17 protein-coding genes and 1 pseudogene are annotated in these 22,210 nt (G+C 66.9%); 7 read left to right on the top strand and 11 right to left on the bottom strand.

Features of this window, described 5'->3' with window-relative positions; genetic code table 11:
* The first annotated feature begins 174 nt into the window (after positions 1-174).
* The 4 genes from D472_RS0115330 to D472_RS29315 all read left to right on the top strand — a co-directional run bounded on the left by D472_RS0115330 (position 175) and on the right by D472_RS29315 (position 4,407).
* Positions 175-1,341, top strand: a complete 1,167-nt coding sequence (locus D472_RS0115330; protein WP_017605362.1) for a thioester domain-containing protein — start codon at positions 175-177, stop codon at positions 1,339-1,341.
* 236 nt (positions 1,342-1,577) lie between these two features.
* The gene (locus tag D472_RS0115325) at positions 1,578-2,783 is read left to right on the top strand and encodes a thioester domain-containing protein (protein WP_017605361.1); all 1,206 of its coding nucleotides are present in this window, start codon (positions 1,578-1,580) and stop codon (positions 2,781-2,783) included.
* A gap of 184 nt (positions 2,784-2,967) precedes the next feature.
* Complete coding sequence (locus D472_RS0115320; RefSeq protein ID WP_017605360.1) at positions 2,968-4,194, top strand: thioester domain-containing protein; 1,227 nt, start codon at positions 2,968-2,970, stop codon at positions 4,192-4,194.
* A 78-nt stretch (positions 4,195-4,272) separates the two neighbouring features.
* Positions 4,273-4,407: a hypothetical protein gene (locus tag D472_RS29315; RefSeq protein ID WP_017605359.1), complete on the top strand. Its 135-nt coding sequence runs from the start codon at positions 4,273-4,275 to the stop codon at positions 4,405-4,407.
* A gap of 71 nt (positions 4,408-4,478) precedes the next feature.
* Here D472_RS29315 and gatA read toward each other — a convergent pair whose 3' ends face one another.
* The 11 genes from gatA to mnmA all read right to left on the bottom strand — a co-directional run bounded on the left by gatA (position 4,479) and on the right by mnmA (position 18,714).
* On the bottom strand, positions 4,479-5,975 hold the full coding sequence (gatA, locus tag D472_RS0115310; RefSeq protein WP_017605358.1) for an Asp-tRNA(Asn)/Glu-tRNA(Gln) amidotransferase subunit GatA: 1,497 nt from the start codon (positions 5,973-5,975) through the stop codon (positions 4,479-4,481).
* A complete protein-coding gene (gene gatC, locus D472_RS0115305) occupies positions 5,976-6,275 on the bottom strand; it encodes an Asp-tRNA(Asn)/Glu-tRNA(Gln) amidotransferase subunit GatC (protein WP_017605357.1) in 300 nt (99 codons plus the stop codon). It lies immediately after the preceding gene.
* Between the two features lie 80 nt (positions 6,276-6,355).
* Positions 6,356-7,600 carry an outer membrane protein assembly factor BamB family protein gene (locus tag D472_RS0115300; RefSeq protein WP_152447967.1) on the bottom strand — a complete coding sequence of 415 codons (1,245 nt, stop codon included), beginning with the start codon at positions 7,598-7,600 and terminating at the stop codon, positions 6,356-6,358.
* Positions 7,601-7,695: 95 nt separating this feature from the next.
* Positions 7,696-10,044 (bottom strand): TPR repeat region-containing protein, encoded by a 2,349-nt coding sequence (locus tag D472_RS25650; RefSeq protein ID WP_017605355.1) that lies wholly within the window; start codon positions 10,042-10,044, stop codon positions 7,696-7,698.
* 66 nt (positions 10,045-10,110) lie between these two features.
* Positions 10,111-10,446, bottom strand: a complete 336-nt coding sequence (locus D472_RS0115290; RefSeq protein WP_017605354.1) for a hypothetical protein — start codon at positions 10,444-10,446, stop codon at positions 10,111-10,113.
* A gap of 149 nt (positions 10,447-10,595) precedes the next feature.
* The gene (locus D472_RS0115285) at positions 10,596-12,644 is read right to left on the bottom strand and encodes a putative bifunctional diguanylate cyclase/phosphodiesterase (RefSeq protein WP_017605353.1); all 2,049 of its coding nucleotides are present in this window, start codon (positions 12,642-12,644) and stop codon (positions 10,596-10,598) included.
* A gap of 131 nt (positions 12,645-12,775) precedes the next feature.
* A complete protein-coding gene (ligA, locus tag D472_RS0115280; RefSeq protein ID WP_017605352.1) occupies positions 12,776-14,980 on the bottom strand; it encodes an NAD-dependent DNA ligase LigA in 2,205 nt (734 codons plus the stop codon).
* Positions 14,981-15,006: 26 nt separating this feature from the next.
* Complete coding sequence (locus D472_RS0115275; RefSeq protein WP_017605351.1) at positions 15,007-16,041, bottom strand: methionine synthase; 1,035 nt, start codon at positions 16,039-16,041, stop codon at positions 15,007-15,009.
* Between the two features lie 20 nt (positions 16,042-16,061).
* Positions 16,062-16,712: an HAD-IA family hydrolase gene (locus tag D472_RS0115270; protein ID WP_017605350.1), complete on the bottom strand. Its 651-nt coding sequence runs from the start codon at positions 16,710-16,712 to the stop codon at positions 16,062-16,064.
* Positions 16,713-16,801: 89 nt separating this feature from the next.
* The gene (locus D472_RS0115265; RefSeq protein WP_017605349.1) at positions 16,802-17,302 is read right to left on the bottom strand and encodes a DedA family protein; all 501 of its coding nucleotides are present in this window, start codon (positions 17,300-17,302) and stop codon (positions 16,802-16,804) included.
* A 305-nt stretch (positions 17,303-17,607) separates the two neighbouring features.
* The gene (mnmA, locus tag D472_RS0115260) at positions 17,608-18,714 is read right to left on the bottom strand and encodes a tRNA 2-thiouridine(34) synthase MnmA (protein WP_017605348.1); all 1,107 of its coding nucleotides are present in this window, start codon (positions 18,712-18,714) and stop codon (positions 17,608-17,610) included.
* A 66-nt stretch (positions 18,715-18,780) separates the two neighbouring features.
* Between mnmA and D472_RS0115255 the strand changes: the two genes are divergently transcribed.
* From D472_RS0115255 to D472_RS25635, 3 genes and pseudogenes are all read left to right on the top strand, one after another.
* Entirely contained in the window at positions 18,781-19,971 is a 1,191-nt protein-coding gene (locus D472_RS0115255) for a DUF695 domain-containing protein (RefSeq protein WP_017605347.1), read from the top strand.
* A 96-nt stretch (positions 19,972-20,067) separates the two neighbouring features.
* Positions 20,068-21,009, top strand: a complete 942-nt coding sequence (locus tag D472_RS27990) for a hypothetical protein (RefSeq protein WP_017605346.1) — start codon at positions 20,068-20,070, stop codon at positions 21,007-21,009.
* Between the two features lie 158 nt (positions 21,010-21,167).
* Positions 21,168-22,210, top strand: a pseudogene (locus D472_RS25635) (tetratricopeptide repeat protein); the annotation flags it as partial.

Genomic DNA, 22,210 nt, shown 5'->3' with positions numbered 1-22,210 from the left:
CACCCACGGTTGTGACCCGTCCGACGGATGTCACGGCGAGCACACGATTGGGCCGCTGTAGAGGAGATCTACCGTTACTCAGGGTGCCGGACCGTTAGTCTTGATCCCCCAGGAACACGAATTCGCCGTTCGGGTCTTCTCGCCCGACCGCCCTTCGCACGGGAGCGCCCGAGCATGTCCGGCACTTTGCGTCGGTGCGTCGCGCTGCTCTGCGCCACCGCACTGATCGGTACCCTTTCCGCCTCACCGTCCCTCGCGGAGGACTTCTCTCGCGTGGACCGTGACCCGGTCTCGGGCATGCCCGTAATGATCACGGACGGTGTCGAGGCGGATACCGCCCTGTTCAGTCTGCGTGTGGCCGACCAAGGCTCGGTACGCGCCTACGCGACGGTGTTGGACGAACAGGTGCGTCCACGCACCGCCTATGTCGAGTCGGCCTGGGCCGAGCACCCGGAATGGAGCGACGGCACTTCGAGCACCGACCCGGCCGACCGTGCGAACTGGATCGTGCGCAATTCCTACCCGAACCGGCCCCTGGACACGGTGGCCTCGGCGGCGGGCCTGACCCGGTTGGAGGAGCACACCGCCATCGCCGCGACCCAGGCCGCTCTGTGGCACGTGTTGGACGGAGTGGACCCGGATCCGGAGGCCAACGACGGGGACGTACTGCACCTGTTCGAGCATCTGGTCCAAGGCAGTTCCACCGCGCGGGACGGCACGACCGCCCGGTCCCTGGAGGTCTCTCCCTCCCACCTGGAAGCGGTCGCCCCCACCGAACCCCTGGGCCCGCTGACGGTGAGCAACTCGGGCGGGGAGCCGGTGCGGGTGTCGGTGCGCGGTGCCCCGGCCTCCTGGTTGGTCGACGGCGAGGGTCGGGAGGTCTCCCTGGTCGAGGACGGCGGCCCGATCTACCTGAACGTGGACCCATCGGTGCCGTCCGGGGTGGCCACCCTGCACGTACGTGGGAGCGACGTGCCCTTGGAGGAGGGACGTCTGTTCATCGGGCGCGAGGGGGTTCGCACCCAGCCGCTCATCACCGCCGAGCCCGGAACGGCGACCAGTTTCACCACCGCGACGTTCACCTGGCACGCCGAGGAACCATCCGAGGCCACCGTCGACGATCACCCCCCGCCGGTCGAGCCACAGTCCCCATCCCCCCACGAGGAAACCCACGCCGGAACCCCCGAGGCGACGGCGCAGGCGACCGAAGGCGGTGACCGAAATTCCGAGGACGGGTTGGCGTTCACCGGCACCTGGGTATCCGGTCTTCTGGTCATCGCCGGGGCCCTGGTGGTATCCGGCCTGCTCATTCTGGTTTTGGGGCGCAAACGCCGGGATTGAGAATGCCGGTGTACACGGGAAAAGCCGATCCACATTTTTTGCGAAGTGACTTGGAAAGGTCGAATCGGATCGCTAGTATCGGGCGGGCGATCGATAATCCCCACGGCATACGCGGCCCGCTCCCGTGTCATAAGCCCCGTCGGAGACATCGCCTTCATCCCCCGACCACGGTGTCGTTTCCTTCCTACACCGGCGGATCCATCCGGTAACACCCCCTAGATGCACCGGGACACGATTTGAGTAACCACTTTCTCCCCCGAACCGTTGCGCGTGCGGGCCTTGCCGCCTCCGCCGCGGCCCTGCTCACCTTCGGTCTGGCCGCCCCCGCCGCCGCCGACGACGTCGAGACCTACGAGGGATCGGTCGAGGCGCAGTACATCGGCAACGCCGAAAGCGGACCCAAGGTGTACATGGCCGGTGGTTCCGCCCCGGCCAGCCTGTTCAACCTGAAACTGAAGGACCAGGACACGGTCCTCACCGCCTATTGCATCGACTTCCGCACCAATATCCAGAACAAGGCCTGGTACAAGGAGGACAAGTGGGAGAACTACCCGGGTAAGGGCTCCTTCGCCCAGCCGGGCAAGGTCCACTGGGTCCTGCAGAACGGTTACCCCCGCCTTGACGCCGCCGCCCTCGGTGAGGCCGCCGGCGTGGAAGGGCTGAGCAATGGCGACGCCCTTTCCGGTACACAGGCCGCCATCTGGCACTTCAGCAATGACATGGACCTCGGTGACGGCAATAGCGCCGCCGTCGAGGCGGTCTTCACCCACCTCACCGAGAACGCCGTCGAACTGCCCCAGACCGACGAGCCCAAGGCCGCGTTGAGCATCACCCCGGACTCGGCCACCGGCACCGCCGGCGAGACGGTCGGTGAGTTCCTCATCGAGACCAACGCCACCGACGTTCCGGTCGACCTGAGCGCGCCCGAGGGCGTCGAGCTGGTCGACGTCGAGACCGGTGAGGCCGTCACCTCCGTCAACGACGGTGACAAGGTCGGTTTCGCCGTTCCCGAGGACGCCGAGGCGGGCGAGGCCTCCTTCAGCCTGCACGCCACCTCGCGGGTCGAGAGCGGCCGCCTCTTCCTGGGCAAGAAGGAGAAGCCCAAGACTCAGACGCTGATCACCGCCGAGGGTGGCCAGACCGAGGCCTCCGCTTCGGCCTCGGCCGGTTGGGACGCCAAGCCGGACGACGGAGACCAGACCCCGAGCCCGGAACCGGAGCCGGAGCCGACCCCGGAACCCACCCCGACCCCGAGCCCGGAGCCGAGCAAGCCGGGTGAGGACAAGCCCGCTCCGCCCAAGGAGGAGGAGCCCACTCTGCCGGTGACCGGTGGCGCGCTGGCCGGTCTGGTCGCGGCCGGCATCGCCGCCCTGGGCGCCGGTGGTGGCGCCCTCTACCTGAGCCGCAAGCGCAAGGCCGCAGGTGAGGACAGCCAAGCCTAGGGGCTGAGCTTTCCAGGCGAAGGGACCCGTTCCAAAAACGGGTCCCTTTCGCTAATATCGGACACACCCAAACTGGTAGTGTTGTTTTCACAGGGCCCATTCGAGCCCCGCATCCTCGATCTGAGGCCCCTCCCCCGTCTCCCGCTTTCCTTCTTGCCCCGGGGGACACGTGTCACAGCACCTCATGACAGGACACAAGTTGAAGATCTCCCTCTCTCCCCGTGCCTTCTCCCGTACGGGCGTGGCGGTCTCCACCGCCGCCTTCCTTGCCCTCGGTCTGGCCGCCCCCGCCGCCGCCGAGCCGGGCGATGACCACGTGCGTGCCCAGTACGTGAGCAACCACCAGAGCGGCAGCACCGTCCACATGGACGGGCGCACCATCGGAACCACCCTGTTCAACCTGCAGGTCGAAAACGGTGGCACGCTCATCACCTACTGCATCGACATCGAGACGGGCATCCGCTCGCAGGCCTGGTACAACGAGGACGACTGGGCCAACTACCCGGGTAAGGGCTCCTTCGCCGAACCCGGCAAGGTCCTCTGGATCCTGCAGAACAGCTACCCGGCACTGAGCAGCAACGAGCTTCAGAGCGCGATCGGCACCAACGCCCGGATCAGCGACCAGGACGCTCTGGCCGGTACCCAGGCCGCCATCTGGCACTTCAGCAACGGCGCCACCTTGGACCGTCGCAACCAGCCGGCCGTGCGAGAGGTCTACGACTACCTGGTCGAGAACGCCCAGGAGCTGGAGCAGACCCCGGCCTCCCTGAGCGTCACCCCGGACGCGGCCACCGGCACCGCCGGCGAGACCATCGGTGAGTTCCAGATCTCCACCAGCGCCTCCGACATCCCGGTCGACCTGAGCGCGCCCGAGGGCGTCGAGCTGGTCGACCTGGCGACCGGTGAGGCCGTCACCTCCGTCAACGACGGTGACAAGGTCGGCTTCGCCGTCTCCGAGGACGCCGAGGCGGGCGAGGCCTCCTTCAAGCTGGAGACCAGCTCCACCATCCAGAAGGGTCGCCTGTTCAAGGGTGAGCACGCCACCAAGGCCACCCAGACCTTGATCACCGCCGAGGACAGCGAGGTTTCGGTCAAGGCCGGCGCCCACGTCGAATGGTCCGCCGCCGACGAGCCCGCCCCGGAGCCCGAGCCCACCCCGGAGCCCGAGGAGCCCGAGGAGATCGACGAGCCGGACCCGAAGCCGAACCCGGAGGAGACTCCCGAGGAGGAGCCCACCCCGGAGGACGACAAGCCGGCCCCCGGTAAGGAAGACGACGAGCCGAAGCTGCCGGTGACCGGTGGCGCGCTGGCCGGTCTGGTCGCGGCCGGCATCGCCGCCCTGGGTGCCGGTGGTGGCGCCCTCTACCTGAGCCGCAAGCGCAAGGCCGCCGCCGAGGACATCGCGGGCTGACCCGAGTCCAAGGGCCTGAACAACGACAGGGTCCGTTCCCGTGCACGTCACGGGGGCGGGCCTTCGTCGTTCACGGCCATGGTTCGGATCGGATCGTCCCGTGGCCCGGCGCTCACCGGCAACGCCGTGATCGCTCTGGCCCTGGCCGCCCTGGTGGCGCTGGGCGGGGATGGCACCACCCCACCCGACCCTCCGACGAGGGTTTCCGGGTGAGGAGGATCCGAGGTGGCACACGGAAAAGGCCCTCACACCCGCGAGTGTGAGGGCCTACTTCGTCACCTGGATCAGACCGCGTAGGGGCTGCGGGCGATCAGCGCCCCGTCCCGTTCGGTCACGGCGCGCTCGATGGCGGCCGCGACGCGGTAGGTGCGGTCGTCGGCCAGGGCGGGAGCCATGATCTGGAAGCCGACCGGCAGGCCGTCCTCCGGGGCCAGGCCGCACGGCACCGACAGCGAAGCGTTCCCCGCCAGGTTGGACGGGATGGTGCACAGGTCGGCCAGGTACATGGCCATGGGGTCCTCGGTGCGCTCACCGATCGGGAAGGCGGTGGTCGGGGTGGTCGGGGAGACCAGCACGTCCACCTTCTCGAAGGCCGCGTCGAAGTCGCGCTTGATCAGCGTACGAGCCTTCTGGGCACTGCCGTAGTAGGCGTCGTAGTAGCCGCTGGACAGGGCGTAGGTACCGAGCATGATCCGGCGCTTGACCTCGGGGCCAAAACCCTGGGCCCGGGTCAGCGCCATGACCTCTTCGGCACTGCGCGTGCCGTCGTCCCCGACCCGCAGGCCGTAACGCATCGCGTCGAACCGGGCCAGGTTCGAGGAGGCCTCGCTGGGCGCGATGAGGTAGTAGGTGCTCAGGGCCACCTCGAAGCTGGGGCAGGACACCTCGACGATCTTGGCGCCCAGGGACTCCAGTGTCTCCAAGGTCTCCTGGAAGCGCTGGTGCACACCGTCCTGGGTGCTCTCCTTGTGGTCGAGTTGCTTGACCACGCCCACCGTCAGTCCTTGGACGTCACCGGACTTGGCGGCCTCCACCACCGGGGGCACGGGCGCGTCCACGGAGGTGGAGTCACGCGGGTCGTGCCCGGAGAAGGCTTCGTGGAGCAGTGCGGCGTCCAGCACGTTGCGCGCGAAGGGGCCGGCGGTGTCCAACGAGGAGGCGAAGGCGATCATCCCGTACCGGGAGGAGCCACCGTAGGTGGGCTTGGCCCCGACCAGGCCGCACAGGGCGGCGGGCTCGCGAATGGAGCCGCCGGTGTCGGTCCCGGTGGCCAGGGGCGCCTCGAAGGCGGCGATCGCGGCGGAGGAACCACCCGAGGAACCGCCCGGGATGCGGTCGGTGTCCCAGGGGTTGCGGGTGAGCTGGTAGGCGGAGTTCTCCGTGGAGGAGCCCATCGCGAACTCGTCCATGTTGGTCTTGCCCAGGATGACCATCCCCGCCTCACGCAGGCGAGCGGTGACGGTGGCGTCGTAGGGCGGCTGCCAACCCTCGAGGATCTTGGACGCCGCGGTGGTGGGCATGTCCTTGGTGGTGAACACGTCCTTGTGCGCGATCGGCACACCGGCCAGGGGGCCCAGCTCGGCGCCCTCGGCGCGCTTGGCGTCCACCGCGCGGGCCTGCTCCAGCGCGGCCTGGCGTCCCACGTGCAGGAAGGCGCCGATGTCGCCGTCGACCTGCTCGATCCGATCCAGGTAGGCGGTGGTGGCCTCCTCCGAGGAGACCTCACCCGCCTTGATGGCGGCACCGAGTTCGGCGGCGCTCAGCCGAATGACGTCGCTCATCTATTCTTCCTCCCCAAGGATCCGCGGGACGCGGAAGCGCTGGTCCTCGACCGCGGGGGCAGCGGCCAGGGCCTGCTCAGGGGTGAGGCCGGGCTTGGCCTCGTCGGGGCGGTAGACGTTGGTCAGCGGCAGGGCGTGCGAGCTCGGTGGGATGTCGCCTTGGGCGACCTCCTGCACCTTGGCCATTGCGGTGAGGATGTCACCGAGCTGGGCGGCGAGCGTGTCGTACTCGCTCTCGTCGAGCGCCAGCCGTGACAACCGGGCGAGGTGTGCGACCTCGTCGCGGGTGATGGCGGTCATCAGCAGAGAACCGTTTCTTCGGCGGACGGGTGATCAGCACAATCCTATTGGTCCGTCACCGGTCCCGGTGTCGCTCTGTCTCACCTGAGGCCCATGACACCGGGTTCGCCATCGGCCCGGTACGCGACGGCCACCGCTCCGGGGACGCTGAGCGCGTCGGTCACCCTTAGGCTCTCCGCTTCGCCCCAGGTGAACGTCATGGAGCCATCGAACCCCTCGAACCGCGCGAACCCCCCAGGAGCAGCAGAGGCATCCTCCATCACCCCTCCATTCAGGTAGAGCATCCCGTCTTCCAGACCGACCTTGAAACCCTCAGTCACGAGCTTCTCATGCGTGGACACGACCTCGGGTTTCAACGTGCGTCCGGTCTCACCTGAGCGACTCTGGATCAAGTAATCACCGGTCTCGGTGTCCCACAGACCCAGACGGGACCCGTCTGGAGAGACCCATAGAAGACTGCGTGTCTCCAGGTCAGTGACCTCCTTCGCTTCTATGTCAAGAAGTGAAGGTTCCAGGTCATAGGAGTCGAGGTAGTGGACGCCCACCAGTCCTCCCGGATAAAAACTGATATCACGCTGCAGGGATTCAATGGGGCTGCGCCCAATCGTGTGTTCAACACGCCAGAGCTCCTCCCCGCTCTCAGGGTCGATCCCGACCAGTTCTGATGTGAAGTCCCAGCCCTGGATCCACTCCACCGACTCTTTTTCCTCAGGTTGTTCGTAACAAGTGGTCGCTACTACCACCACATCGCCCTGCACACTCAGTGCATCGACCGACCCCTGATCAGAACAATGTGCCACATCGACGGCAGCCCAGAGCTCCTCCCCTGTATCCAGGCCATAGGAAATCACCTGGTCTTGCCAGCGAACGACCCAAGTGTCGCCGGTGATACCCCTCAAGGCATCATGCTGGTGGCCAGACCGCACGCGATATGTGTGATCGAATTCATCCATATCGAGGTTGTATTCTTGAAATACCTTTCCAGTCTCCTTTTCCAAGAGAACCGTTCGAAACGTCTCCTTGTCGTGCAGCACGACATACTCTCCATTGTCGGTCACTTCGGAGACAAACTTTTCTTGGGAGTCATAGTACGACCAGAGTTCCTTACCAGTCTCCCCTGAAAGAGCGAAAGCGCCACCCTCCAGAAGAACGACAAACCCCTCACTCGTCTCGCGAATGAAACCCTCTCCGCCTCCCCGAGGTGGCTCCCACCTCCAGGCAATCTCACCAACCGACTCCACATACCCCGGGGGAACTCCAGGTTCATGTGTGCCATGGGAAGACCCCAAAGAAAAACAACCAGCCACCAGCAACACAAGGGACATACACGCGGTCACCCTGAGCCCAAAACAAAAAGGCGCAGAAATACCGAACTCAGAAAATCCAAAGCGAGTATCCGATTTTGATATTATAATTTTCACTATTTAGCCTTAAGATATTCATCCCACTTACCCTCGATCAAATCGAAGTGCATAACAAAATCCTGCACGGCATCTCTGGCACTACTTTCACCATCAGGCCACGGGAGGTCGTCAATCTGACCATAGTATTTATACAGGAGAGCATCGGAACCAGATTTTCCCCAGGTACTGTGGTCCGGAGGAATGTAAAGATCTCCAGATTCATCCCTCTTCGCGATCCCCTCCTCGCTAAGCTCAGCCATGAGATCTGGATCCTTCGCCGCAGCGACACCGAGCGCGTAACCCATCATTCGTTCGGATTTCATCCAATCCCCGCTCACCTCGATTTGAGGTTCCGCTGACGTCCCAGATACCTCAAATGCCTCACCGGCAACACTTTTGGCGAGCTCCACAATCAAACCAGAAACTTCTACGTCCCCTGCCACACCACCGACAATGTTAATCGCGGAGATAGCGACTTTATTGCGATAGTCGACAAATTCCTGATTGTTCGTCTCACGTGCAATACTCTCGTTCAGCAAGGCCACTTCCACCAGAGCCTGCAGACTTGCGGCGCCAACATGCGCCTCTGGGTCCCTCTCACCAGTATTGGTCGAGTACTCTTCCATCGCCTCCGCTGTACGCAGTAGAGCCTCACTGTAAACTCTGCCCGCAGCGTCTGGATCCCCCATAGCCAACTGAGTAAAAGCCATTCTCGCTTCAGGGGTAAGCTCGATTCCCTCTCCGCCCCCCAGAGGAGTATTGCCAGAGAGCCCATCCGTGTTTGCGAAGGCATCCTGGAAAGCGATGAAAATATCAGCGAAGCTATCCGCCAATTCAGGATTCAGATGACCAGCCGAGGCATTGTGCCAAGTGACATCATCCTCAGTCACATGCTCTCCCGTATTAAACAGGGAGTCCTGGAAATCTTCGCTTTCCATAAGTTCCATCAACGCGGACAGCGCGGCCTCACGACGTTCACCTTCAGTGTCGTCGTCCCCGCCCGAAGGGCCATCCGCGATCCAGTCGGTGATCCCCCGGACCGCCTCCCCATCGTCACCCCAGTCATGGGTGTACAGGTGTTCCAGGGCTTTGATCCGGTTCTCTTCAGCACTGGGGCCGCTCCACGGAAGGTCGGCATCCACGCCTTCCGGGTACTCGCCGGTAAGAAGTGCGTGGTTAGCATCATCATTACGTGTTGCCACTTCCACGAATCTGGACATATCACCGTCATCGCGGTGGTAACCCGCGCCCGGGGCGCCGAGCCGCTCCACCTCACGAGAAGCGGCTTCCATCAGCCGGGTGGAGAACTCCGCGCCACCCTCCAAGTGCTCGTCCGTGTGGGTGAACAGTTCACTCAAGCCCGCGGCCTGCGTCCTCCAGTCGTCGAGGATGTTCCCCGCGCCACGGCCCGACTTGTCAGTGCTGAAGTCAGGCCCTTCGACGACGGATCGCACACTTTCCGGCAGCACGTCGTAACTACCGCCGGTAGCTTCGTCTGACAGCACCAAGAGCCCGTCTCCCAGGGTTCCCAGCATCTGTTCGCGCTCTGCGTCACTCAGGTGCCCACCGTCCACCCGGGCGGGGATGCCGACCACCCCGCCCTCGGCGGCCCCGTCCAGAGCGTCGTAGAACTCCTCCAAGTACTCGAGCTGGAAATCCCGGAGCGGTTCACCGTTACGCTTGGCGTCCGCGGCCAGTGCGTTGAGCATGGCCAGCTGCTCGACCAGCCGGTAGTACTCATCGTCCGGTTCCTTCTCACCGGTCACGTACGGCAGAAAGGCCTCCCCGTCCCTCTCGCCGGTGTCGAAAGTGGACGGATAGTACATGATTTGGCGCGTGGCGTTGTAGGCCGCGAACCCGAGCACCCCGGCATCGATGAGTTCTCGCAGGTTGGCCACTGTGGGCCCGCCCTGCAGGTTGTCGGAGTTGTCTTCGGCTTCTTCCTCCAAGGTCTCCCAATAACCGCGTGCGCGATCGTTGAGAACCCCGGCCAGCGCCCGGCGGGCCTCGACCAAACCGATGTCGTCCGGGTCGAGACCGAAGTTGTTGCCGACCGCCGTGTCCCATTCTTCCTGTAGGCCGGCGATTCTGGCCTTGTAACGATCCACATCACCGCTCCACTTGGTCAGCACACCCCACACATGCCAGCAGGTGGCCAACGCCGAGGTCCAGGCTCCGTGATTGTCATTGGCGACCGAGTAGACGTCCTGGGCGATCAGGTCGGAGAACTCCTTGGCCCCGTCGTCGAAGAGTTCCTTCAGATCTCCGCTCTTGCCGGTGATACGGGCGACGATGTCGAGCATGTCATCGGCTGCTTGATCGAGTTTCGCGGTCTCGACATCACACTTGGGGGGAGAGAAATACACGGATTACCTTGTCGTCAAAGGTGTTGAACCGACTGAGGAGTCGGGAGGAGGGCTGGTGAAGCAGGGTCAGTGGTAGGTACCCGGAAGGTATGACGGCACGTCCACCGATCCGTAGGTATCGGCCGCCTGGGCATCGGTGTTGGCTACTTCCGCAGCACCACCCTGAATGTTCTCCGCCAGCCCGACTCCGTGGTGTTCGACCCTCGCGATGGCCTCGGCCTGCTCCTCCCCGTAGGAGGACCAACCCGTGACCCGGGGATCTTCGGCACAAGCGTCCTTGGCCGCGTCCAACACGTCGTTGAAATCAGCGTGCAGTCCGTTGAACGAGGACGCGTACTGTTCGGCGTTGACACCGGCTCCGTAGGCGTCGGTGACGTTGACGCCTACCTCGTGCGAAGGCATGGGGGATCTTCCTTGGACTCTTGGGTGGGGTGAGGGTCAAGTTAACAGCCCGCCACCCATGGTGACCCTTGCGGCGCTCACCGAGCTCGGGTCGCCCGGCCCCGAACACGTCCTTGAACTGCGGTATCGGGTTCCATGGCCACAACCGGTCATCCACGGGGTCGGGTCCGGGGCCGGATTCCGTGCTCGGCCAGCCAGGCCGGCACGTCACGGGGGTCCAGCGGTTCGGCGAAGTGATTCCCTTGGGCCACGTGGCAGCCGGCCCTTGAGGCGGCCTCGGCCAGCCGAGCACCGTGCACTCCTTCGGCGGTGGCTCGCATGCCCAAGGCCCGGACCAGGGCGATGGCGGCGCGCACCACCGTGTGTCCGCCGGATCCGTCATCGGCCAGACGAGTGGTGAAGGACTCGTGGAGCTTGATCTCGTCAAGGGGTAGTTCGGCCAGTTGGGCGAGGGTGAAGTGGCCGGTACCGAAGTCGTCCAGGGCCAGGCCCACCCCGAGGTCGCGCAGCCGTTCCACTGCGATGGTGGCCGCGTCGTTGTCGGTGATGAGGGTGCGTTCACTGATCTCCAGGACGAGCCGCTCGGCGGGCACCTCGTGTTCGCTTAGGGCGGCGGCGACGGTTTCGGGCAGCTCGGGGTCGAGCAGTTCGTCCACGCCCAGATCGACCGAGACCTGCAAGGTGAGTCCTGTGGCTTCCCAACGGGCGATACGGGCCAGGGTGATGTCGAGCACCTGGGTGGTGAAGGCACGGAGCAGGTGGGTGTGTTCGATGACCGGGAGGAATTCGTCGGGTCCGAGCAGTCCTCGAGTGGGATGGCGCCAGCGGGCCAGCGCTTCCAGGCCGACGGGTCGGCCGTCGAGGAGGCGGACCTTGGGCTGGTAGCGCATTTCCAGGGCGCCGTCGGCCAGGCCACGGCGCAGTTCGCTGTACATGCTCAGGCGAGCGGTGGAATTGCGGTCCTTGGTGGGGTCGTAGCACTCCACGCCGGTGCGGTCGGACTTGGCCACGTACATGGCGACGTCGGCGCGCTGCAGCAGGAGCGCGAAGTCGGGGGCGTCGTCCGGGTAGAGGGCGATACCGGTACTGGCCTGGAGGTCGAAGTCCATGCCGTCGAGGCGGACCGGCTCGGCGAGGGCGCCGCGCAGACGCAGGGCCACCTCACGGGCGGCGGCGGAGTCGCGGACGTGGGGCAACAGGATGGCGAACTCGTCTCCGCCCAGGCGTGCGACGAGGTCGTTGGGGCGAACACTGTGGCTGAGGCGGCGTGCGAGGGTCTGTAGGAGACGATCCCCGGTGGGATGCCCCAGGGTGTCGTTGACCTCCTTGAACCGGTCCAGATCGAGTAGGAGCAGGCCCACCCGGGTGCCGTGCTGATCCGCCTGGGCGATCTCCCGCCTGGAACGGACGGTGAGGAGCTTGCGGTTGGCCAGGCCGGTGAGTTCGTCGTGATTGGCCTGGTGATCGCGCTTGACCAGTAGCAGAGCACTGGCGTGCAGGGCCCCGAGTGGGAGGAGGAACAGGGGCACGTACAGGACCGAGTGGACCATCGCCAGGACGACGAGTGGCGCCAGGCCGAGCAGGACTGCGTTCACGTAGACCTGTTGGCGCAGCCCCTTGAACATGACCTGGTTCAGTGGCACGCGTTCGTGCATGGCCACGGCGCACGACACCAGGACGCGGTTGACGACGAAGGAGGCCGTTCCGGCGAGGGCGATGGCGACGAGTTCCGCCCCCTCGGGGACGCGGGGGGTGACCACGAGCAGGGGGAGGGTCAGACGAAGGACCGCGTCGGCCACGCCCAGGGTCAGAACGTACTGGGCGGAGTTGAAGGCGGTGCGGTGGGCGGCGTGCCCACGGGCCACGCCGGCGACGATGGTGGCGGCGCACTGGACGAGGGCGGCGACGGGAAGCCCGTAGAAGATGACGAGGGCGAAGCTGAAGGGGAGTGAGGTGGGGACGCCGGTGCCCGGTGGTCGGCCGGGTATGGCGATGGGTTTGAGTTCACCGAGGGCCACCATGCACAGCAGTACCCAGGTGAGCGGTTCCTGGGACAGCCGGTACAGCTGATCGAGACCGAGCCCCACGGTGGAGGCCGTGAGCATGGCGGCCCCCGCGACGGTGGCACCCGCCATGTAGAGCCACAGCGGGGTCCCGATCCGGGGGCCGATGTCCCGATTACTGTTGGGGTCCTTCATCCGCGTCCTCGAGCTTCATGACCGTAAACCCGGATACGGCCATGTCCATATCCGGGGTATTGGCGTCCAGCTTACGAGGTTTCGTCACCAACTGTCGCACGGCGGAAACTATCGGTGAAATTATTTGTCAATCAGGACGGATCGTCGGAAGGGTTGATTCGTACCGCCTCCGCCGCATCGGGCCCCTCCTCCAGCAGGACCTTGAAGCCCGTTTCGTCCAGTACCGGCACCCCCAACTTCACTGCCTTGTCGTACTTGGAACCGGGGGCGTCGCCCACCACCACGAACGAGGTCTTCTTGGACACCGAACTCGTGGCCCGGCCGCCCTCCTCGGCGATGGCCTCCTTGGCCCCGTCGCGGGTGAACCCCTCCAAGGAACCGGTGACCACCACCGTCACCCCCTCCAACAGGCGCGAACCCGGGGCCTGGCCCTCGTCCTCCATCCGCACGCCCGCATCCGCCCACTTGCGAACGATCTCGGCGTGCCAGTCCACCTCGAACCATTCGCGCACGGACCTGGCGATGGTCGGGCCGATCCCGTCCACCGCGGCCAACTCCTCCTCGGTGGCGTTGCGGATGGCGTCCATGGACCGGAAGTGTCGAGCCAGGTCCTCGGCCGCGCGAGGGCCCACGTGCCGGATGGACAGGGAGACCAGGACCCGCCACAGCGGTTTCCTCTTGGCCTCCTCCAACTGCTCGAAGAGCTTGTCCACCGTCTTCTTCGGCTCGCCCTTGAGGTTGGCGAAGAAGGAGACGACCTTGGGCTCACCCGTCTTGGGATCGGTCTTGGGCTCGGTGGTGTCCGGATCCAGCACGTGGGTGCGGATCGGCAACAGTTGTTCGACGGTGAGGTCGAACAGGTCGCCCTCGTCCTTGAGCGGTGGCTCGGCGGGTTCCAACGGTTGGGTGAGGGCGGTGGCGGCCACGTACCCCAAGGCCTCGATGTCCAAGGCCTTGCGCCCGGCGATGAAGGCGAGGCGTTCGCGCAGTTGACCGGGGCAGGAGCGGGCGTTGGGACAGCGCAGGTCCACGTCGCCCTCCTTCTGCTGCCCCAACTCGGTGCCGCACTCGGGGCAGTCCTTGGGCATGACGAACTCGCGTTCGGTGCCCTCACGACGCTCCACCACCGGGCCGACGATCTCGGGGATGACGTCGCCCGCCTTGCGCAGCACCACCACGTCACCGATCAGGACCGCCTTGCGGGCCACCTCTTGGGCGTTGTGCAGGGTGGCGAACTCCACCTCCGAACCCGCGACCACGACCGGTTCCATGACCCCGTAGGGGGTGACGCGCCCGGTGCGGCCCACACCCACCTTGATGTCGAGCAATCGGGTGGTGACCTCTTCGGGCGGGTACTTGTAGGCGATCGCCCAGCGCGGTGCTCGACTGGTGGAGCCCAACCGTCGTTGAAGGGCGAAGTCGTCCACCTTGACGACGATGCCGTCGATCTCGTAGGCGGGCTCGTGCCGGTTTTCCTGGTAGTAGGCGACGTAGTCGCGGACCTCGTCCATGCCGGAGAGCACCTTGTAGCGGTCGCTCAACGGCAGCCCCCACTCCCCCAGCAACCGGTAGGCCTGGGACTGGCTGGTGAAGGCCACGTCCTCCTCACCCAGAGCCGGTGTGTACGCGCCCACACCGTGCACGATCATCGACAACGGGCGGGTGGCGGTCACCCGAGGATCCTTCTGCCTCAGCGAACCGGCGGCGGCGTTGCGCGGGTTGGCGAACGGCGCGTGCCGGCCCTCGTCGGCGATGCGCTTGTTGAGTTCGGTGAAGTCCTCCACCGGGAGGAAGACCTCACCGCGCACCTCCAACAGTTCGGGGGCCGCGCGAACACTCTCGTCGAGCCGCTCGGGCACCACCGCGATGGTCCGCACGTTCAGGGTGATGTCCTCACCCACCCGGCCATCGCCCCGGGTGGCGGCGCGTATCAGGCGCCCCTTCTCGTAGACCAGGTCCACGGCGAGCCCATCGATCTTGAGCTCGCACAGGTAGGCGTCGACCGGCACCTCCGCCGAGGCACGGTCCGCCCAGGCGGTGAGCTCGTCGAAGTCGAAGGCGTTGCCCAGGCTCTCCATCCGCACCAGGTGCTCGACCTCGGCGAAGTCGACGCTGATGGGCGCGCCGACCTTCTGGGTGGGCGAGTCCTGGGTGATCAGGATCGGGTACCGGTCCTCGATCTCGCGCAGCTCCAGCATGAGCCGGTCGTACTCGGCGTCGGAGATGATGGGTTTGCCCATGTAGTACCGGTAGCCGTGGTCGTCCAGGTCACGACACAACTCGGCGTGGCGGGCGCGTGCCTGGTCGGGGACTTCGGTGTTGTCGGGCGCGCTCACGGCCTGCCTTTCTGGATTGTTCGGGGTCACTTGCGGGGCTCGTCCCGAAGGACCCGGGCCCCGTCACGGAGGGCCTTGAGGGCCGCTCTGGCGTGGTGCGGGGAGGCACCCGCCAACCCGCAGGTCGGTGTGGTGACAACGGCGCGGGACAGCAGGTCAGGGCTGAACCCCAGTCGATTCCACAGCTCGCGTACGGGGTCGACGTTAGTCGCCGGGTCCGACATTTCGCGGCCCCCCACGGCGGGTACGACGCCCAACATCAGGCCCACCCCGTCCTCGACGGCGGCGCCGATCATCTCGTCGTGGTCGCGGCCCACCAGGTGCGCGTTCAGCCCCAGGGCGCGGGCGCCGCTGCGACGCAACAGGTCCACGGGGACCGAGGGGGCGCAACAGTGGACGGCGGGGGTCGCCCCCGCTTCACGGAGCGCCTCGAACAGGTTCCGCAACACCGTCTCCACCCGCACCCGGTCCACCGAGGGCAGGAGGCCGTAGCCGCTGGCGGTGGGCAGGGACCCCACCAACACCGCGGGCAGCGAGGGTTCGTCGATCTGCGCCACGAGTTCGGCGCCGGGCACACGTGCGCGCACGTTCGCCAGGTGGGCGAGCACACCCTCCAGGTGTGACTCGGCCAGGTCCCGCACCGCTCCGAGGTCGCTGACCAGACGTTGACCGTTGCGCAGCTCCACCGAGGCCGCCATGGTCCACGGTCCGGCCACCTGGACCTTGAGCGGTCCGGTGTAGGAGTGCGCGTGCTCGGTGAGGGCGTCCAGGTCGTAGGACAAAAAGCTCGCCCCCCGCGCCAGGTCGCGGCCAGGGGTGTCCACGACCCGCCAGCCGGTGGGCTGGACCTCGATGGGCAGGTCGACCAGGAGGGTCCCGGTACGGCCGATCATGTCGGCGCCGGCGCCCCGCCCGGGGAGTTCGGGCAGGTGCGGCAGGTCCGGGAGTTCCCCGAGGACGGTGCGCACCGCCTCATCGGGGTCATCGCCGGGCCAGGATCCGACACCGGTGAAGGACGCGATGGGCCAGGGGTAGGGGTGCTGTTGACTCACGTTGCCCAAGGTTAGGGCAACCGCGATGTTCAGCGGAGGAAGAGCTCCAGACCCTCGGTCGTGGTGCGCAGGGTGCAGGCCGTCAGGTCGTCCACCACGGCGGCGGCGCCCAGACCTGCCAGAGCGGAGCGCTCGTGGGAGGTGGCCACCGCCAGGACGGTGGCACCGGCGGCCAGGCCGGCCCGAACACCGGCGGGCGCGTCCTCGACCACCAGGCAGCGCCTCGGAGGATGGCCGAGCGCGGCGGCGGCCATCCGATAGCCCTGCGGATCGGGTTTGCCCACGCTCACGTCCTCTGCGGCCACCAGCACGTCCGGGACGGGCAACCCGGCCACGGCCAGGCGTTCGCACATCAGTCGACGTCCACCCGAGGTGACGGCGGCCCAGCGATCGGCCGGCAGGGCCTTGAGGAGTTCACCGGTGGCGGGCAAGGCCAGGGTCCCGTCAACGGCGGCGAGTTCGAGTTCCTCCAACTCCTCCACGGCGGCGTCGACCCGTTCGGACGGTAGGAACATGGCGATGGTGTCCTGTGAGCGGCGCCCATGGGAGACCTCCAGGACGGCCTCGGGGTCGACGCCGTGGGCCTCGGCCCACACTCGCCAGGTGCGCTCCACCGCGTGTGTGGAGTCCACCAGGGTGCCATCGATGTCGAACAGGATCGCGTCCACGTTGATGTGCATGGCCTCAACGCTAAGGGTTGGTCGACCACCGTTGGGCCCCGCTCTCCAAGCCCCGTGGAGGTGGAGCCGTGGCCCAGCACGAAGGGGGCTCAGGGGACCTCGGCGAAGGTTTCCTGGTCGGATCCGTCGCGCCGACGATGACGCAGCACCAGGAGGCCGACGATCAGCACGGCCACCACGACCACGCCCACCGCCGTCCAAGGCGAGTCGAGGAACAACACCAGCCAGGTGCCGCCCAGACCGGAGATCACGGTGCCCCACAGTCCGGCCCAGATCAGCCCGCCGACGAACGTCGCGGTGAGGTAGACGGGCAAGCGCATGCGCACGGTGCCCGAGGCGAAGTGGACGGCGGTCTGCATGCCGATGGTGAGGAAGCTGAGCGTGACCACGGGTGCGCCGTAGCGGTCGATTCGCTGCTTGGCCGTCTCCAGTTTCGGGCCCAGACGTTCCCCGAGTCGGCCACGGTTGGCCCCGGCGCCCACGCCCCGGCCGAGCAGGTGGGTGGCGGGGGCACGCAGCATGATCACCACGAGCAGGGTGGCGTAGACCACCCAGAAGGGTTGCCCCTCCAGGAACGCGAACTGCGGCACGGAACGACCCCCTACAGCCCTTGACCACACCAACTTTGCATTGCCTAACCTAACCTTGACAAGGGGCAAAGGGCGGAAAACAGGATCTAGTGTCCTGCGTCTGAAGGATCCAGGTCCTGTTCGGTGGGCCACGGGGGTGTCCGTTCGGGCGCCGTCGGGCCCTGGCTTCTTCTGGAAACCCGTGGAGGCTCCGTAGGTGGGATCGCGAGGTAGGGGCCATCACACCGTAGGTGCCGAGGGTTCCTGACTCCCAGGCGCCCGAACACGCCAAAGCGAAGCGGAGGCGCTGAAGGACACCGCCCAGATCACACCTTCCCGACCTGGGGGACACCCTCCTCGGCGCGGGAAGTAGTGGCGATGGTCGCCGACCCCAGCACCGCGTCACCGTCGTAGACCACCACGGCCTGCCCGGCGGCCACCCCTCGGGCGGGCTCGGCCAGACGGACCACCAGTTCGGGACCACCCTCCGATTCGCGCTGCCACACGGTGGCCGGATACACCTCGCCGTGCGCCCGCAACTGCACGTGGCACTCGGTCGGCTCGGTCAACGGCGCGCTGCCGCTCCAGACCGGCCTGTTCCCCACGATCTCGTCCACCCGCAGCGACTCGCGCGGCCCCACCGTCACCGTGTTGTTCACCGGCTCGATGGACAGCACGTATCGCGGGTTCGGCGCTCCGCTCAGCCCCAGGCCCTTGCGCTGACCGATGGTGAAGGCGTGCGACCCCTTGTGGGTGCCCACCACGTTGCCGTCCTCGTCCTGGATCGGCCCGGGCTTCTCCCCCAGCCGCTTGTTGAGGAACCCGGCGGTGTCACCATCGGCGATGAAACAGATGTCGTGACTGTCGGGTTTGTCGGCCACCGACAGACCACGCCGCTCCGCCTCGGCCCGCACCTCCTCCTTGGTGCAGTCGCCCAGCGGGAACATCGCGTGCTCCAACTGCTCGGCGTTGAGCACGCCCAACACGTACGACTGGTCCTTGGCCTCGTCCACGCTGCGCACCAGCCGACCATCGACCTTGCGAACGTGGTGTCCGGTCACCACCACGTCGAAACCCAGAGCGACGGCGCGGTCCAGCACCGCCTCGAACTTGATCTTCTCGTTGCAGCGCAGACACGGGTTGGGGGTGTTGCCCGCCTCGTACTCGGCGACGAAGTCCTGGACCACCTCCCGATCGAACTCCTCCGACATGTCCCACACGTAGAAGGGGATGCCGATGACGTCCGCCGCCCGGCGCGCGTCGTGGGAGTCCTCCACGGTGCAGCAGCCACGAGCGCCGCTCCGGTAGGACTGTGGATTCTTGGAGAGGGCCAGATGAACGCCGGTGACGTCGTATCCCGCCTCGGCCACACGGGCCGCGGCAACCGCGGAGTCGACTCCGCCGGACATGGCGGCCAGTACACGCAAAGTCATAGTGCTGTCCAGGGTATGGCCCTCTCCGAGGCGGCGGTACTCGTTTGTTTCTGCGAAAATCGACACATGGCTCTGTTCCGTCGTCGTCGTTCCAACGACCCCACCGACTCCGCCGCCACGGCCGCCACCGCCGGTCTGGCCGCCTTCTGGGAGGCTTGGCCCTCCTTGCGCTCGGCGTTGGCCGAATCCGTGGACTCCGGTGCCCCAGTGGACTCTGAGACGTCCGAAAGGATCTCCGCCCTGCTGCGGGCGATCCACCCGGACCTGGACTGGGAGATCGGCGAGGCGCCCGAACCCCGGGCCGGGCTGGAGGATCTGGACCTGTCGACCGACATCGACCCGGCCGTACTGCTGGAACAGCTCGCCGCGCTCGATGACCCCTCCAAACTCACCGACGCGCCCGCCTACGCGCTGACGCTGCGTCCGGGGGTCTCCGAGGAGGCGCGTATCCAGGCCGAACGCTGGTTCCGCGCGGCACCCGAGGACGACCGGTGGCTCTTCCACCCCGTGCGCCCCGCCGACCACGATCGACTCTCCAGCACGGTCCTGTGGGACGAGCACGAACTCGACCTGTCGCACGTGTCGGTGTCCATGCGGGTCGACCAGGCCAACGGCAGGATCGATGTGGGCGTCTACCACCCCGACAACATGTTCCTGTCCGACCAGACCCGCCAGGCCGTCGCCGACCACGTCACCATGCTCGCCCTGGGCGAGGACGAGGTGGTCCGTTGGGTGGGCAAGGTGACCTCCCTCGCCGAGCGCCCCCTGGACCCGCTCCCGCCCACCTCCATGCCCGCGGTCGCCGAACAGATGGGCGACCTCCTCGGTGGCACCGGGGGTTGGGTGACCCTGCACGGACGTCTGCCCTTGCAGGGCCCGGTGGAGATCCTGCTCCGCCACCCCGTCACCCGTCGCGACTTCCCCGCCCTGTCGCTGTTCGTACAGGTCCTGGTGCCCTACACCGACGCCGACGGTGATCGGCTGCCCCAGGAGTCCTCGACCACCGCCCTGGCCGAACTGGAGACCGGGCTCGCCCGGATCCTCGGGGAGGACGGCGCCCTGTTCATGCGACAAACCGGTTCCGGGCAACGGATGTACATCTACTACCTCGACCCGGACTCAGGGGTACTGCCCGAGTTCGAGGCCGCCCTGATGGACTGGCCCCAGGGCGGCGTCCAACTGCGCACCCAACTCGACCCCAAGTGGTCGCAGTTCAACCTGGCCCGCCGACCCTACGTGCGTCGCCTCGGTCGCTGACCTCGAAGGACGGTCCGGATCCCGCGTTGCGCCCCTGGCGCACGGGCGTCGACCGGCGTAGCGTGATTCCTCCCACGGGAGGTTGATCCGAGTCTGATGGACGACGTGCCGACACGAGTGTCCACGGACCGACCCCGGGCCGCCGCGGTCGGTGCGATCCTCGTTCTGTGCCTGGTGGGGTCCCCCATCATGGCGCTGCTCCCGATCGGGATGTGGGACACCGCCCGGGCCCTGACCCTGAGCGGTGCGGGCCTGGGCGCCCTGCTGCTCGCCCCGGTCGCCGTCGGTGTCATGCTGCTCATGTGGTCGTTGTCCCGGCACTGGCTCATGGGTGCCGGGGCGAGTCATCCGAACTCGACCGCGGCCCTGGTGGTGGGGACCGGGATGGCCGTACCGATGGTCCTGTCCTTCCTGCCCCCCGTATTCGAGCCGCTGCCCGGCGGGACGACCCTGCTCAGCGTGGTGGCCACGGCGGTGGTGACCACCGTGGCCATGGGTGCGTGCGTGCTCACCCACCGGGCACTGAAATACCGGCGACCGGGCGTGCTACCCGGTCTGGCCGTGGTGATCGCCGTCCTGGTGGCGCTTCCGCTGGTCGCCGACCACCTGCGCGAGCGACGGTCCGATGAGCGTTCCCTCTCCCAGGTCGAGGAGTTCGAGTACCCGATCGTGGTGCTGGACCATGAGGGTTGGGTCCCGGTGGGCGTGCACGAGGTTCGTGAGGGCCTACGGCTGACCTACGCGCACACGGCCACCGAGGGCGTGTACGTGGTGAGCTGGTCCGAGGAGCGCGGTGAGGAAGGCGTGTTCGCCGAGTGCGACCTCACCGGGGTGAACTGCCTCGAGGACGGTTCGCTGGTGTCGGTGTACCGGGGCGCGGCCGTGGAGATCCGTGTCGTCCTCTCCGACGAGACCATCGCGAGCGTACGGCCGGTGGGTTCGATCGGCGCGGACGACTTGCGCGTCCTGGCCCACTCGTTGCGCCTGGAGGAACCCCATGAACGCTACGACCTCGCCCAGGCCATCGTGGGTGGGTGATGGGTGGGTGGTCCGAGTGCCCGAAAAAGTGCACAGCGGTGACCTGGCCTAACAAAAACGATGGGGTTGACTCCCCTGGGTAAAGGGAACTGGATCGACCGAAACCCCTTCACCGGGGCTGAAAACGACTCCCTCGGACCCCGGGAAGGGTACGGCTGTTGACTTCTGGCCACGGACACGGCGACAACGCCGATGCTTTCCACACCCGCCGAAACCCGATGACCTCGCAGTTCAAGACCGGGGCCGTCCCCGTCCCCGAACGGGTTTGCCCCTTCCATCCCAGGAAACCGTCCCCGATCCTCGACGAGGCCCTCGCCGGGTTCGGGGAACCCGCCGCGCACCAGGTGCTCACCGGCCCCGGCGGCGTCGGCAAGACCCAATTGGCCGCACACCACGCCCGAGCCCTCCTGGACCGGCACCCCGACACCCTGCTGGTCTGGGCCGACGCCACGAGTCGGGACGGGGTGGTGTTCGCCTACGCCCACGCCGCGCGACGGCTCTTGAAGCACTGCCCCGACGATCCCGAACTCGCCGCCGGGCGGTTGCTGTCGTGGCTGCACGCCCCGCCCCCCGGCACCGAGCGACACTGGCTGGTGGTGTGGGACTCCCTGGCCGACCCCGGCGGGGTCGAGGACCTGTGGCCGCCCACCGGCCGGGAACGAGGCCGGATGATCGTCACCACTCGATTGCCCGGACAACGGTTCGGGCCCCGGGGCCGGTGCCTGGTCAGCGTGGACGTCTTCACCGAATCCGAGGCCAGCGCGTACCTGCGCACCGCCCTGACCGAGGCCGGCGTCCCGCACGACCCTCGGGAACGGGACGCCCTCGCTCAGGCCTTGAACCGATCACCGCTCGCGCTGGGGCAGGCCGTGGCCCACATGGCCGACCAACGCATCACCTGCGCCGCCTACCTGGCCCTGCTCCGCGAACACTCCGATGCCCGGGAAGCGGCCCTGGCACGGGCCGACCAGCACCATCCGACCGGGCTGGCGCGCCCACTCATGGAACTGATCTGCTCACTCGGCCCGCCGACCACACCCGAACAGGTCTTGGTGTCTGGACCGGTCCGTGGCCACCTGGGCCGGCGCCTGCGCCCACCCCGCGTCCTGGACGCACACGAGGTTCGGCTGGCGCTGGCGTCCCTGGAACGGCTGCACCTGATCTCCCGTGCCACCCCGCTGGTGATCACCGCCCACGACCA

The organism is Nocardiopsis alkaliphila YIM 80379, assembly GCF_000341005.1.
GTDB classification, from domain to species: Bacteria; Actinomycetota; Actinomycetes; order Streptosporangiales; family Streptosporangiaceae; genus Nocardiopsis; species Nocardiopsis alkaliphila.
The sequence above is the reverse complement of the archived record's forward strand: the minus strand, read 5'-3'. Positions and strand labels throughout refer to the sequence as shown.